This window comes from Sphingomonas anseongensis (assembly GCF_023516495.1).
In the GTDB taxonomy this organism is placed as follows: Bacteria; Pseudomonadota; Alphaproteobacteria; order Sphingomonadales; family Sphingomonadaceae; genus Sphingomicrobium; species Sphingomicrobium anseongensis.
Genome location: NZ_JAMGBC010000001.1, coordinates 2,211,597 through 2,225,188, shown reverse-complemented (window position 1 = coordinate 2,225,188; position 13,592 = coordinate 2,211,597). Strand labels below are relative to the sequence as shown.

The window sequence follows — 13,592 nt, the reverse complement described above, 5'->3', positions numbered from 1 at the left end:
CGTCTTCAGATCGTCGGGAGTGTTCCCAGACTTGAGGTTCGGAACGTTGAAGAACCGATACTTCAGGCCAAGGTCCAGGGTCGGCGAAAGCGCGGTGCGAACACCGGCCACCACCTGCCATGCCAGCTTGGTCTGCGAGACTTCCGCGTCCACCAGCGTGGTGTCGACGACCGGATCGGTTCCGCCGATCGAATAGCGGACGTCGGCAATGCCAATACCCGGGCCGACATAACCGCTCCAGCTGTCCTCGTCGCCGAGGTCGAGCAGGCCGTTGATCATGAACGACAGCGAGCGGCCGTGGCCGTCGGCGCCGAGGTGGCTACCGAAGCCCAGACCGGTCGACGGCTGATCGCGAAGCTCGACTTCATCGAGGCTAGCGTGCTTGTAACCGAGTTCGCCTTCGACCCGGACCATGCCGAAATCATATCCGCCAACGACATCAACGTCCCAACCCGGCTTGAAGTCCAGGATCATTATGTCCTGGGCCGTCGTCGTGTTGGATGCGTCCCTGACGTCGAAGCCAGCGTCTTCGACGAGCATCACGCCACCCTCAATCCCCGCATAGAAGCTGTGATCGCGGGCAAGTGCCGGTGTCGCCAACGCCGTCGTAGCCAGCGCCAGTGCAATGGCAAACTTGCGCATAAAGTAGTCCCCTTTCAAACGCGTTCGAGAACAGAACTGCTCAATTCTCTTATGAGAGGGTCTGTTTCGGCGCAACCGGGCAAGTCGCGGCGCTGTTGCCAAAAAGCCGCATTCATCAAAGCATATGCTCATCAACTTACTGTTACGAAACGATTTTCGTTCATGATGAGATTAGACCATGTTGGCGCAAAGCAGCTAGTATTTGGCCTATTGCAAGACGCGCTTCGGCATCCATCACCGCGCCTCCCGATGGATCGGCAACTGCTCCGCCTCTCGCACCGACCACCTGCAACCCGTCGATCACCAGGCTAGCCCCTCGTAAAATCCCCGTCTCCCAGGCGCCGGAACGGTACAGTGCAAGCGTCCCCGAAGACTTCACGAAAAGCTGCATTCCCTCCGCGGGAGCAAGGAAGCGCCAACCGCCGCTGCCGTAGGCCGCAACGTCGCTCGCAAACCCTGCCCAATCGCCTGTCGGGCTGTCACCGACCAGGTAGGTGCTCCCGGCAACAGGCGAAGCTGGCGGGTCATTCGCGGGCCCGTCTTCAACAGCACACCCGACGAGTACGTCGAGAATCTGGAGGGCCTCGTTATGCCACAGCTCCTTCTGCGCTTGGCCGGGCATGAGTAGGGGCAGCGAAAGCCGCTCGGTGGATTCCATGTCTCGTCCTCAATTGATTATTGAAAGTGATGCGGGCCTCGACACTGCGAAATCGCCGACCTGCTCGACCACGAGCTGCAAATTCCCGCTGCCCAACTGGCCGATCTGGGTGGCGGTGAATTGAGCCGCCGGCGATGGCGTCTCGACTTGGACCTTTGCAGAGCTGCTCATCAGCGTTGCTCGATACAGTTCGACGGCGCTGCCGAGTGGTGCATCGACCCCGTCGAGCCAGTCCCAGCCCAGGCAGCTTCGCCGAACCCAGGTGCAATTTAAGTTGCCGAACGTGTCGAATGAGGCGCGCAAGTGCACCGGGCTCGGCTGCCTCATCGCCTCGCCGGTCACGAGATGCTCGACAAAGGCAGTGCCGTCGTCGCCGAGGCCGAGCGGAGTCACCCGCACCCGCGCGCCCACCTGCGCGCGCGTTAGCGGAAGAGTCAGCAGCCGCGCGGGATTCAGCAGCACGAACGGGTCGCCCACGTTGTGGTCCGCCATCGCCCAGTCCGTGCCGAGCCGGCCACGCAAAAGCCGGCTCAGCCGGAACGTGCCGCTGCCCAACGGAACCGCGTTGCCGAACTGGAACATCTCGGTGCCGAGAAGCGCCGTGTTCGCGCCGGCAGCGAGCGAATCATCATCACGGCTCTCCAGCCACGCATCCGCATCGCTGAGCTTAACATCGACGCTGTTGAGCAAATCAAAGACCGCTGATTGGCCGCTTCCCAGCGCGGTCAATGCTGATCCGATTGCCGCCGCACGCGCGGAATTCGCGGAAAGGGCGACTCCATTGGTTTCGATTGTGAGGGGTATCGACCGCCCGTTATTCCCGGAGGCGGCAATCGCAACTATCGGTGAATCCGCCCTACCCGAGCCGTCATCGGGCAGCTCGACGATTGCAAGTCGCGTCGGCAAAATCTCGATCGCCGGCGAGGTGACGGCACGGCCCGGGTCGGCCGGAAGCGCGTCGACTGCGCCGTAATTCGGCCGCAGCTCCACCACGACGGTAAGCGAATCGATCGTAACCCGCTCCGCCCTCCAGGCGTCGGCACCCTCCCCGACGTGGACAAGGCTGCCTGGCCGCAGATCGATGCGATCAGGAGGCAGGCGAAGCGTGAGCTTGTCCCTCTGCGCCCAGCGCAGGGCGAGCAATGTTTCCGCCAGGCCCTTTGCCGAAATGGCGTCCAACACTGCCGGCAGCTCAATCTGCTCGACCGACCCCGTCCGATCGTTCAGCGACGACCGCGCCAGGCCCGCCTGATACTCGCGTGCCGGGTCGTAGTACGAAATCGTCACGGCCGAAGGCAGCGCGGCTGAGGGCGTTTGCGATCGCTCTATGCGCGGAGCACGACGGTCATCGCCGCTGCACCCGCTGTCTTCCTCGCTGACGAAGCTGGTTCCCGTAGCCGGCGAGATGAGCTTTGACCCGTCGTCCAGCAGCGGAACACCGAATGCGCTTACCAGCTGCTCGACCGCGGCCTGGGCGGTATTTCCATAAGCGGCATAGCCGCCGATGGACTGCACGTCGGCGCTCTCGATCACAGCGCCGCTTACGTCGGCGAGCACTGACGCCACCGTCACTGGCGCCGCATCGGCAATCACCTCGAAGGTGAGGTAAGGAATCCTGTTCCCGAAATCCGCGAGCTGAAGGTTCTCGAACACGGCCAATGCCAGCCCGCGAAACGCCGGTGTGGAATCGATCCCTTCGATCGAAGCGATGAGCTGGTCGCGTTGCTGGTCTTCCGACCCATCGTACAGGCGAAAATCGGTCGCGACCGAAAACACTCCGTCAGCGTTTCGGATCAGCTTGCCGTCGGCCCAAATCCTGCCGATGCCGCTGATCCTGCGCGACGACAGCGCCACAGCGAAGCTTGCGGAGTAGTTGTACGTGACCGTGTCCGGCTGGCCTTTTGCCGCCTCCGTCTGCGCCTGCTCCTGCAGCTCGGTCGACCAGACAACGGTCCCCGCCACCCGCATCGTGCCGAAGATCTTCGGGATGGCCGATCCGTAGCTGGAGGATTGAACTGCGAGGTCGCCGAGGCGTGGACCGCGCCCGGGGCCCGGCCCCAAGAGCTGCTGGTCGATGCTCTGCCCAAGCAAGCTCCCGATTGTCCCGCCAACGGGTCCGCCAAGGGCAGTCCCGACAGTGCTCAACACCAATGTTGCCATCATTCAACTCGACTGGAGGTTGCAGAGCGCGAAGCGGTACATGCCCAGGATAGGCCACTGCGGAGCGCCCGGCGTTTCCACCACCCGCCGCGCTCGCGCGTCCGCGTGTACGAAGCTGCGGCCGCAATCGACAGCGAGGTGAAGCTGCCCTCCGCGAACAGCGCAAAGCACGACATCTCCCACTCGTGAAGCTTCGTTGCTCAAGCGCTGAAAGTAGCGCAACAACTGCGCGTCCAGCTCCGCCGCACTGTTGCCGCTCAGGCTGTAGTCGCGCCGGACTTGCTCCGGCGGAATTCCGAACACCCGGAGTATCAGTCCGACGCAATCGAGGCCCGTTGCCGGGTCTCGCCCTTGTGGCCGGAACCTGACGCCGACGAGGCTGCGCGCGCGCGTCACGGCGCACGGACCCTCGTCGCTCATGCTCCCGGATAGCGGGTGAGAAGGTCGCCGCCCGGAAGGTGCGGCTCGCCCCGGAAGTTCGCCGCGTTGTTGAACCGCGACACGCACGTTTCGAAGCGTTTGTCGCAGCCTTCGCGAAGCTGCACCACCGTCCCCGCGGCCACTTTTCCGCGCGGCCGATCGCGAAGCGAGACCTGGGAGCCGCTGATGGCAAGGATGGCGCTCGCCAGGCCGCAATTCTCACCGCCAAGATAACGCAGCCGGCCGAACAGGAAGCGAACCTCGACGCTGGTATCGAGCTCGAGCACATTTTCGCTCGCGCCCACGACCTTCGCGCGCATCGTTCGTCCTGACATGTCGACCCGGCACTGCCTGTCGCCCAACGCCGCCCGACACTCCGGTGACGTGCTCGGGCACGGCGCGAAGCCGAGGCGCGCGGCGGCGCCGCGCATTTCGGCGGAGAAGCCGTCGCCATCGATGGAAACTTCACCCAACTCGCCTGCCAGCAGCGCCACCGTCTCCGCCTGCGGAGCGCTCCAGTCCGCCGCGATCAGGTTCAACGCGGCTCCGTCCCAGCGGCCCAGCATCAGGTCCGCTTCGGTCAGGCTGTCAGCGCTGAGTACCCCGTCGACGTCGGTCGAATCTCCATCAAGGCCAAGCGATCGGCTGATTGACGCCGGAGTGACGCCAGGCGCTGCGTGGTACGTCACGCCGTCGGCGACCATGTCCCGGTCGCTGCTCGTCAGCGCGAGCCCGGCGCCGTCACTCCTCTCAAGCCGCCAGCAATAAGCGATGGACGTGAGCGGTCCTTGCGCGATCGCAGCCATCACCCTTCCCGGATCTCGATCAGGGGAACGCTCGGTGCCTCGCCAGCCATGAAAGTGGCCCGGTTGATCTCTAGCCGGTCCTCGGCAAAGCGCACCGGGACGTCGAAAAGGAATCCGGCGGTAATGGTCGCGCCCGGCGCGGGCGGCTCGTCGAACACGACGTCGCCAAGCGCCTCCAGGCTCCAGCCGCTGACCTGCTCGATTCCGTCGATCGCCACCCGCACTGTGCCGGCGACCGGCCTCGTGACGTGCCGCTCCTCCCCGCCGGAATAGCTTTTGGTGAGCTTGAAGCTGGTCGTCGCCCCGTCGCCGGTGCCGATCTGCTGGTCGAGCGGTGTCGGATCTCCCGCCATTCCATTCGAGCTGAAGTCGAATGGGTCGCGGAAGCGGAACCCGACTGCCGCTCCGCGCCGCGCGCGAAAGAAGGCAAGCAGCGTCTCGAGCTCGGCGTCCCCTCGAACTCCGGGCCCCGCGTCGAACCTCAATCGCGCCTGCTGCCAATTTGCGTTGCGATACTCATTGCCGCTCGCGCTTGTGACGACATTGGTCGAAAAAGCGGGAGCGACGCTGGCCTCCGCGCCGATCTCGATTGGGAAGCTCACATCGTCGAAAGCGATCACCGGCGATTCTCCGAATAAGGTAAGTCCGTCGCGCACGACCTGCGGAAGCGACCACAAGAAGACCTCGGCCACTCCGCGCGAATTCGCATCCACGGCTGCTGAAACGATGTCGCCCCAGCTGTCGCGCTCGGCCACCTGGGCGACGAAGCCTGCGAAATAATGCTGTTTCTCGAGCGGGTAGCCGAGCCGCTCTTCGACCTCGGCATAGGCATTGACGCGGCGCCTAGTGAGACCCGCGGTCAACCACTCATAATCCTCCAGCTGGAGCACGTCGAAGGCCGGGCTTGCCCAGTCGGTCGGCAAGTTGGCGCGTTTGAGTTCTGGCGACCTTGGGTCGAGCACCGTCGGTAGATAGGCGAGCACGAGCAACTCCGCCTCGGGCGCGCTCGCCTTCACGGCTTGCGCGATCGCCGCCGTGGACGCTGCGAGCAATTTGCCCGCGCGGTCGAGCAAAGCGAGCTGGTCGGCGGACATCTGGCCGCGCACGTCGGCGATCTCTACCGGCGCGCCGCCGAGCGCCGAGTTGGCGGCCTCATCGTAAAGGCAAAGCGCCCCGGTCGGAGTCACCCACCACCACGGCTCTCCGATCTGGATTCTTGGCTGGAGCCCGAACTCGGCCGAGATTGCGGCGAGCTCCACCGCCACGCGTCCCAAAAAATCGATCGCATCCGTGTTAGCCGGCGAGACAAGGCTCGATGGCGGATCCCAAGCCGTCAGCGCCGGACTTCCATCGAATGCGCGCTGCTTCCATTGTTCGGGACAGAAAGTGTCCAGCACCTCGTACGACAGCGACCAGATCAGTTCGTGCCCACGCTCCGCCGCGGCTCGTGCAAACTCCCGATGCCAGGCCAGGGCAGCCGCGTTGAATGTCCGGCTCGAGTCTAGCAGCCCCGCGCCGTCGAGCGCGAAGTAATGGCTCATCCCGACGTAGTGGCTGATCGTCCCGCGGAACCCGAGCCGCTCGGCGGTGTCGATCACCCGCTCCGGCGCAAGATCGTACATGTCGTCATAGCCTGTCGCGATCCGCAATGGATGTTCGGGCACGACGGCGTCCTTCATCGACAGGACGCTGTTCGATCCGTCGCAGCGGATGTCGCCGATCGTGAGGCTCACCCGAGCGGGCGCGGATCGCACCTCCTGCGACCCTTCGATGTAATCGGACGGCACGATGCTGATGAACATCCTGTCGATGTCACCGGGATGCACCGGGTCGGAATCGTCCGGCAGGGAAAAGCCTGCCTCGAGCCCATCGAAGTCGATCGAGACCGTGGCGTCTTCGGGCGTGCCGGACGCGTAATTCCACAGCCGCACGAACCAGCTTCGCGCATTGCCGTCAGCGTCGCGTCCCTCGATCGTCAGCGTCGGCCCGTTGACTTCATCGAGAGGAATTGCGCCGCTCGACTGCCACCGGAACGAAAGCTCCGTATGCGAATAATCGCGGTTCGTTTCCCTCGCATGTGCCGGGTGCGCCCGACCGTCTTGGCTCTCGAAGATCAGCCCGACCAGATCGCCCTTCCTGAGAAACTCGGCTTCCACCTGGAGGCCGTGCCCGTCGCTCGTGGTGACGACGCTCGCGACTGTCCCGAGCGGGAAGTCGACGCGCCAGTGAAGCGGGTCGAACCTTTTCACCCAGGTGGTGACGATCGGCGCGTCGGGGCTGGTGAACCAGTGGTTCACTGCTCGCCCTTTCTAAGCGCTGAGCGCACGGCCCGGGCAATCTGCCGCGACGACCGGCGAAGCGCGTGCGGCTCGTCGCCCCTGGCCGGAGAGACGACCGAGATCGCGACGCGCACATCGCGCGAGCCTTGGTTGAGCTTCTCGATCCTCCCGCCGCCCGAGGGCACGAACAGCTCCGGCCCGCGCTCGCCGACCAGGTACGGGCGTCCCCCACTCACGGGCCCGCCGGTTGCTCGTCCCGGCGACCCGGCAAGGCCTGCGATGAGGTTGCTCAGCCCGCTCAGAAGCCCGGCTCCGACGCCGCCGCCGCCCTGCGGCTGGAACAAGGCGCGAAGCGAGGCCGAAGCGATGTCGGCCATCGCCGCGAGCGCCACCTTCTTCAGGTCGCCGAACCCGATCTTGCCGTTGGAGATCGCTCGAGCGAGCGCGCTGTCGATCAGCCGGCCTGCGCGCCCGACGCCTTGCACAAGCGGGCCCTCGAGCTCACCCCGCATGGTCGAAACGTCGCGGGCGAAAGCCGCGGTGTCGGCGCGAACGCTGATCACCATCTGCTCGATGTCCTGGTCCATCATTTCTCTCGATTGTCGGGAAACTGGCTCAGCATCCGCTCGAGCGAGCTTCGGTCCATTTCAGCGCCCGGCTGACCGTCCAGCCCGAGCGCTGTCGCCAGTTCAGCGGGGGTCGATCGCCAGAATTCCTCCGGCCGCCACCCGAGCAGCGCCGAAGTGATGCCCGCCAGCTCGGCCGCTCGGTCGCCGAATGTCATTTGCCTTTGAGTATCTGCCCCAGCACGAGGCGAAGCGTGGGGCTGATCCCCGCCAGCCCCTGCTCCACCACCGCATCGCCGATCCGCTCGCGAGTGATCGCTTTCGGCCGGGCGCCGGACAGGTGATCGAACAACGCCGCAATTTCCCTCAGCGCGAGCTTGCCCTCGCTGGCCCGTTCGACCAGCGCGAACAGTGGCCCAAGCTCCTGCTCCGCCGCAACGAGCGCCGAGAAGCTCGGCCGAAGGACCAGCGTCTCCCCTCCGACCTGAAGCCTCGCTTCGCCTCGGTGCGGATTGGCGCTGCTCACAGCGCTTCGACCTCGCCCGAGCTTTCGAGCGCGAGCGTGTAATTGCGCTCTCCATTAAAGTCGCCGGCATATTCGAGCCGAGTCACCAGGAACTGGCCCTGCATCCGCTCGCCGCTCTCGAAGCTCAGCTGGTAATCTTGCAGTCCGCCGGTCAAGGCGAGGGCTCGAACCTGCGCTTCGGCGCTGCTTCCGGTGAAGATGCCGCTCGCCGCGACCGACACCGAGCGCACTCCGGCACCCGACAGAAGCTCGCGCCATCCGCCGCTTCCCTTGTTGGTGATCGCAACCGCATCGCCGTTGATCGACAGCTGCGTCGTCTTCAGCCCGGCGACAGTGACGAACCCCGGCGGACTTCCGCCGTCGCCGATCTTGAGCAGGAATGCGCTTCCGCGTTCCGCCGCCATACTCTTCTCCTTCTTTTGATTGGGTCAGGCGGCGAGAAGCCGAGCCCGAAAGTCCACTGCCGTTGCCCACGGGCCGGCGACGTCGCGAATGGTCCGCCGCCTCACGAGGGAGAGGCTCACCAGCTGCCATTCGCTCGCCACCTCGATCGCGAGAACTCTCGCTTCGATCTCGTCGGCAAGCGACTGGAGCCGCGCCGGCTGGTCGTCCCAAAGGGTCACGGCCACGAGCACTTCGCGCCCGCTCCCGTTCTTGTGGCTCCAGTCCGTTTCCGTGGACGCATCGATCGCCGCATAAGGAAAGGTTGCGCGCGCCGGCGGGCCGTCAAACACTCCGGTCAATTCGGCCACGCTTCCGATGCTCGTCGCGAGCGCTGCCTGGATCGTCGCTCCTGCGCTCATCGGCTCGACCTTCCGGCAAAGCGGAGCAGCGGATCGGCAATCCATCTGTTTGCAAGTTTGCTTCCGCGGACCACGACGCTTTCGCCATCGACCGCTGCCGCCAGTCCCTGCCCGCGCATGGTCGTCGCTATCTGTTGGAGCCGGACGCTTTGTGCCGCCCGAGCGATCCGGTTTGCGCGCGCCAGCAACGCCTCCATCATGACCGCGCCTCCTCGCAGCGAAGAACCAGCCGATCGGGCAAGGCTGGGTCATCCAGCAATTGCCGGATCATCATGATTCGCCCGGTCCAGCGGACTCGCTGGTCGATCGCGATCCCGTTGCGCCGGCGGATTGTCACCCGCAGCTTCGGCATCGCGCTAAGTGCCTGCGCTTCGCTTTGCGCACCGACCCCCTCGAGCTCGATCGCTGCCAGGCAGTCTGCAACTCGCTCCCAACCGGTTTCCTGGAGGCCCGTGACTGTGCGTGAGTTGACCGGCCGCTCTATGGTGATGCGCTGGCGAAGCGTCCCTGCGAACTCGCTCATGCCAGCGCCATCCGTCGGTAGGGGCGCCACAGCGCGGTTATCGCCGCCGGGATGCTTCCCCCGTCGCCATCACGGGCCGCGAAAAGATGTGCGACAAGTCGCAGGACCCCGTGGCGGATCGGCTCAGGAATCCCATTGCGATCGGTTGCAATGCCAGTCGTGCCGCTCACTTCTATGATGCCGGACACCGCCGGGTCGACGATCCTGACCCAGCCGTCTCCGCGCGAATCGACGTCGATTGCATAAGTCGAAACCGGTAGCGGCATGCCGTTGCTCGAAACCGAGTTCACCGACCGCACCGGCGAAGCCCCCAGCTTTTGCCAGTCGCCGCTCGCCGTCAGCGCTTCGGTAAAGCCCCGCTCGATGAGTGCATGGCCGATGAATGCTTCGCACAGGCCGCTAGCGCTTCGGATCAACCCTGCAAGCAGCGCCTCTTCCTCGCCGGTTTCCACTCGCGCGAAAGCCTGCGCTTCGGCCAGGGTGACCAACGGCTCGGCGCTCGAACCCCCGGTCATCAGCGCTTCTCCAGCCGCATGGTGATGGAGCGGCTGTCGGTCAGGCCGGACGCCAGGATCACGTGATTTCTGAGGTCGTAGCTGTGACCGCTGATACCGCCCGACGCAGTGACCGTCGCGGTGCTGCCGTCGAAGCTGGCCCAGTCGATATTGACGCCGCCCTGCTCTACCGGGCTGATTTCCCACCGGCTCGCTATCAGGCTGTCCGCGCCAAGATATTCAGCGCCCCAATCTACGGCGTAATTCAGCACCGCCTCGGGGTCTTTTAGCAACAATGTCATCATGTCCTCGCTTCAGGAGGTGTGGGTCCGCGCGTCAGCGGAGCTCGGGTGCCGAGCGCCGGTCCGCCTTGGCGACCGTCACGCGCGATTTCGGCGGCTGATTGCCGCTTTTGGATTGCGCGGTTTCCGCTACCGCCGGTTCGGCCAGGGAGAAGGAAGCGATGCTCATCGCGTCAGGCCGCCAGGCTCGTGCGAGCTTTCCAGGTGGCTTGCGGTCCGGGCACCGTGCAGCGCCAACTGTCGACGGCGCCGGCCGCCGGCTCCTGGAGCTCGACAATGTCACCCAGGATCCCGCTCACCGGCAACGCCGTCATCGTCATTCGCCGGCTCGAATAGACCTGCTTGTTCGATCCGGAGAGAAGCCCGCCCGAAATATTGACCCAGGGTGTCTTCACTCCGACCTGGTCGCCAGCAAGCCGGAGGTAGCCGACGCCGCTGGATTGATCGACGGTCGCATCCGCGGCGGTTCCGACGCTTGCTCCGCTAACCCGGCGAAAATCGCCGCCCCAGACGGAAACGTCGACGGCATAGGCCGCGCCCGATTGATAGCGGATCGCATAGGCCCGGCCTCCATAGTCGTTGTCGAGCAGCCGCACGCGCCCGCAGCGATCTGCGGTGATGCTGACCTGGAAGCGGCTGTCGAACTTGTGATTGACGACATCCAGGCTCGTATTGTCGAGATTGGCGAGCGGCACGCCGGCTGTTCCCAGGATCGCCGGTCCTACAGGGGCGATTGCCGGATCGCTGCTGTCTATGCGGGATTCGCACCCGACCAGGCGCAGGCTGGTGGTCGAACTATAGGTCGTTGACGTCCAGGGCGTGAGCGATCCCACGCTGTTCGTCGCCGCATTATATTTGTGCAGGAACAGGCTTCCGCTCACCTGCGATCCGGGCTGGAGGACCTGCCATCGGTTGAAGTTCACGTCGGCTGCGATGCCGAACACGCAATTGCTTGCACGCAGCATGACTCCGGCGAAATGCGCCTTTTCTGGAACGGTTACGTTGTCGAGATGAAGCTCGACCAGCCCGTTCTTCCAGTCTGCAGCGTTTGACCCGAAGTCGAGCCGGTTGACGTTGCTGTTGCTGATCTGGACCCGCTTCGACGTCGTGGATCCGCTGACCGGTTCCGCTTCGATCACGTCGCCGGCAAATCCCGTGATCACGGCATTTTTCGGAAAGGTCCCGAACTGGATGTCCGAACGCAGCCGCGTCCGGTCGATCACCGCGCAATTGTCGACCACGAAATAGCTGCAGCGGTCCTCCACGGCCGAAGCGAAGCTGATCCCGTCCGCGGCCGGGTCCTTGATCACGACATTGTGGAACCGGATCATCTTCACGGCTGCGTTGGGCGTGATCGCGAACGTGTGGCTTTGCTCATAGGCCCACGGATCCTCTGGGACCGGCGAACCTCTTGCGTTGTGATCCAGCAGCAGGTCGCGAAACTCGATGACGTCCATCGGCGACGTCGGCCGCAGGAAGAACATGCGCTTGCCGTCGGCCTGGATCGCGCCGTCCTTGATCTTGATGACGGAGGACGCGCCCTCGCCGAACATCACAAAGCTCGCGGCCCCCACTGTGAACATGTCGAGCGCCTGGGGATTGATCAGGTAGGTGCCCCGCGGGACGAAGATCGGCGTTCCCGTCATGCAGCCGTGCACGAACGCTGCGACGATCGCAGGCGTGTCGTCCGCTGCTCCGTCCCCGACGGCCGCGAAGTCCTTGACGCTGATGATGTCACCAGCCTTGTCTGCGATCGGCCGCGCCGCCAGCCCCGTCGAAGCGGCGGAAAAGCTCGTGGCCGCGCTCACATCGGAAACAGTGGCGGCGCTCTGGTACCATTCGGCGGCAGTGACCAACGCGACGCTTTTTGTGCCGTTGGAAAAATCGGTCAGCACGCCGCCGATCGGATCGCGCGAAATGCTTCCGTCCGCCTGCAGCGTTCCGCGGCCGACTTCGCTCTCGGCAGACCGGTCGAGCGAAACGACCGAATAATAGAAATTGTCGCCGGCGCTTAGTGCCGACGCAAAGCTGGTAAAGCCCGGCGGAACGTCGCTGAGGACCAGGTTCCCGGTCCCTGTCGTCGTCGTGAAATTCCGGACGAGATCGGCAAACTTCGGCTGAAACGAATCCGCCATTGCGGCTCCTCTGTCTGAACGAAATGCAAGTGGGGCCGCGGGAAGGGGTTACCCGCGGCCCCGTGGCTGCGCACAGGCTGTCCGGGGGACAGCCGGCACAGCTATGGTCAGGCGAACTGGAGCAGCTTGATGGCTTCCGAATTCACGACCTGCCCGCCAACGCGCTTGGTCGCGTAGAAGTGGACGTACGGCTTGTGCGTGTAGGGATCGCGGAGGATCGTCGTCGAATTGCGCTCCGCGATCACGTAGCCCGCCTTGAAGTTGCCGAAGGCGATCGACAGGCTTCCGGCACCGATGTCCGGCATGTCCTCGGCCTCGATCAAAGGATAGCCGAGAAGCGTTGCTGGCTGGCCCGCCGCAAGGCTCGGCTGGAACATGAAGGCCCCGTCGGCGGTCCGGAACTTGCGGATTTCCGCAGCGGTCGCCGAGTTCATCACGAACACCGCGCCCTGCCGGTAGGGCGAGCGCAGCGACTGCACGAGGTCGATGAGATCGTCCTCCGGGTCGGTCGCAGCGAAGCCGCCGGCAACGCCGGTCCCGATCGTCTGCAGAGTGCCCATCGGGCGAACTCCGTCCAGCGCACCCGACGTCGGCGAGCTCAGAAAACCGAGCGGCTGGTTGATTCCGGTTCCGCCGACAAAGGCGGCGCCTTCGGCCCTTGCGAACTCGGCCGCGATTTCCTCGGCCAGGAACGTCTCGACGTCGAACATTGCGTCGTCGAGCATCTGCTGGGTGACCGCCGGATTGGCGTACAGCTCGCCGGACGGCGGCACGATCTCGGTGAAGGTTGGCGTGCCCGTTTCGGCGCGGCCATCCTCGAAGCCGACGAAGCCCGACGGGGTCCCGCCGCTGGCGATCAGCTTGCGATAGCCGGCGCTCCCGACCTTGACGACATTGGCGATCGAACGGATCGGCGAGATGGCTTTGAGCGTGCTGTCGATCTGCTCATCGATTTCCTTCGGCACCGCGTAACCGCCGATGGAATCTGAAGAATTGTCGATCGCCTTGGTCTCGAGCCCGGCCTCAATTCCCTTTCGCAAATATTGTTCACTGAACATATTTGCGCCCTGCGATTTGACCCCATCGAGCGCCGGCCGCTGCGGCGCGATCGCACCGCTCGCGATCTTCGCCTTGAGCAAATCGAGCTCGGCCTTGAGCCGCGCAACTCCATCTTCTTCGCGCTCCAGGGCGTCGAACGACTCCTCGAGCGTATCCGCCTTCACTTCCACCATTCGCATTGTCTCCTTTTGAACTCGCGCAAAAAAAGGCCGCGGTTTC

General features: G+C 64.6%; 18 protein-coding genes. All 18 read right to left on the bottom strand.

What is annotated here, in order from left to right; genetic code table 11:
* The coding region (locus tag LZ519_RS11510) for an outer membrane protein (protein ID WP_249868808.1) at positions 1-642 on the bottom strand (642 nt) is incomplete at its 3' end.
* A gap of 160 nt (positions 643-802) precedes the next feature.
* On the bottom strand, positions 803-1,300 hold the full coding sequence (locus LZ519_RS11505) for a DUF2793 domain-containing protein (protein ID WP_249868807.1): 498 nt from the start codon (positions 1,298-1,300) through the stop codon (positions 803-805).
* Between the two features lie 9 nt (positions 1,301-1,309).
* Positions 1,310-3,463, bottom strand: coding sequence for a phage tail protein (locus LZ519_RS11500; protein WP_249868806.1), 2,154 nt, complete (start codon positions 3,461-3,463; stop codon positions 1,310-1,312).
* A complete protein-coding gene (locus LZ519_RS11495) occupies positions 3,464-3,880 on the bottom strand; it encodes an NlpC/P60 family protein (protein WP_249868805.1) in 417 nt (138 codons plus the stop codon).
* The gene (locus tag LZ519_RS11490; protein ID WP_249868804.1) at positions 3,877-4,686 is read right to left on the bottom strand and encodes a DUF2163 domain-containing protein; all 810 of its coding nucleotides are present in this window, start codon (positions 4,684-4,686) and stop codon (positions 3,877-3,879) included. Before LZ519_RS11490 ends, LZ519_RS11495 begins: the two co-directional genes overlap by 4 nt.
* Entirely contained in the window at positions 4,686-6,983 is a 2,298-nt protein-coding gene (locus LZ519_RS11485; protein WP_249868803.1) for a phage distal tail protein, Rcc01695 family, read from the bottom strand. Before LZ519_RS11485 ends, LZ519_RS11490 begins: the two co-directional genes overlap by 1 nt.
* Positions 6,980-7,555 (bottom strand): tail tape measure protein, encoded by a 576-nt coding sequence (locus LZ519_RS11480; RefSeq protein ID WP_348539397.1) that lies wholly within the window; start codon positions 7,553-7,555, stop codon positions 6,980-6,982. The genes LZ519_RS11485 and LZ519_RS11480 overlap by 4 nt, the downstream gene beginning before the upstream one ends.
* Entirely contained in the window at positions 7,552-7,749 is a 198-nt protein-coding gene (locus LZ519_RS11475; RefSeq protein WP_249868802.1) for a phage tail assembly chaperone, read from the bottom strand. The genes LZ519_RS11480 and LZ519_RS11475 overlap by 4 nt, the downstream gene beginning before the upstream one ends.
* Positions 7,746-8,057 (bottom strand): gene transfer agent family protein, encoded by a 312-nt coding sequence (locus LZ519_RS11470; protein ID WP_249868801.1) that lies wholly within the window; start codon positions 8,055-8,057, stop codon positions 7,746-7,748. Before LZ519_RS11470 ends, LZ519_RS11475 begins: the two co-directional genes overlap by 4 nt.
* Positions 8,054-8,461 (bottom strand): phage major tail protein, TP901-1 family, encoded by a 408-nt coding sequence (locus LZ519_RS11465; RefSeq protein WP_249868800.1) that lies wholly within the window; start codon positions 8,459-8,461, stop codon positions 8,054-8,056. Before LZ519_RS11465 ends, LZ519_RS11470 begins: the two co-directional genes overlap by 4 nt.
* A gap of 24 nt (positions 8,462-8,485) precedes the next feature.
* Positions 8,486-8,860, bottom strand: coding sequence for a tail completion protein gp17 (gene gp17 / locus LZ519_RS11460; RefSeq protein ID WP_249868799.1), 375 nt, complete (start codon positions 8,858-8,860; stop codon positions 8,486-8,488).
* Positions 8,857-9,060: a hypothetical protein gene (locus LZ519_RS11455; RefSeq protein ID WP_249868798.1), complete on the bottom strand. Its 204-nt coding sequence runs from the start codon at positions 9,058-9,060 to the stop codon at positions 8,857-8,859. Before LZ519_RS11455 ends, gp17 begins: the two co-directional genes overlap by 4 nt.
* Positions 9,057-9,383, bottom strand: a complete 327-nt coding sequence (locus LZ519_RS11450; protein ID WP_249868797.1) for a head-tail adaptor protein — start codon at positions 9,381-9,383, stop codon at positions 9,057-9,059. Before LZ519_RS11450 ends, LZ519_RS11455 begins: the two co-directional genes overlap by 4 nt.
* A complete protein-coding gene (locus LZ519_RS11445) occupies positions 9,380-9,898 on the bottom strand; it encodes a head-tail connector protein (RefSeq protein WP_249868796.1) in 519 nt (172 codons plus the stop codon). The genes LZ519_RS11450 and LZ519_RS11445 overlap by 4 nt, the downstream gene beginning before the upstream one ends.
* Complete coding sequence (locus tag LZ519_RS11440) at positions 9,898-10,182, bottom strand: phage fiber-tail adaptor protein (RefSeq protein ID WP_249868795.1); 285 nt, start codon at positions 10,180-10,182, stop codon at positions 9,898-9,900. Before LZ519_RS11440 ends, LZ519_RS11445 begins: the two co-directional genes overlap by 1 nt.
* A 31-nt stretch (positions 10,183-10,213) precedes the next feature.
* Positions 10,214-10,348 (bottom strand): hypothetical protein, encoded by a 135-nt coding sequence (locus LZ519_RS11625; RefSeq protein ID WP_283937325.1) that lies wholly within the window; start codon positions 10,346-10,348, stop codon positions 10,214-10,216.
* Positions 10,349-10,352: 4 nt separating this feature from the next.
* Positions 10,353-12,314 carry a glycoside hydrolase family 55 protein gene (locus LZ519_RS11435; protein ID WP_249868794.1) on the bottom strand — a complete coding sequence of 654 codons (1,962 nt, stop codon included), beginning with the start codon at positions 12,312-12,314 and terminating at the stop codon, positions 10,353-10,355.
* Between the two features lie 107 nt (positions 12,315-12,421).
* Positions 12,422-13,546 (bottom strand): phage major capsid protein, encoded by a 1,125-nt coding sequence (locus LZ519_RS11430; RefSeq protein ID WP_249868793.1) that lies wholly within the window; start codon positions 13,544-13,546, stop codon positions 12,422-12,424.
* Positions 13,547-13,592: the final 46 nt, after the last annotated feature.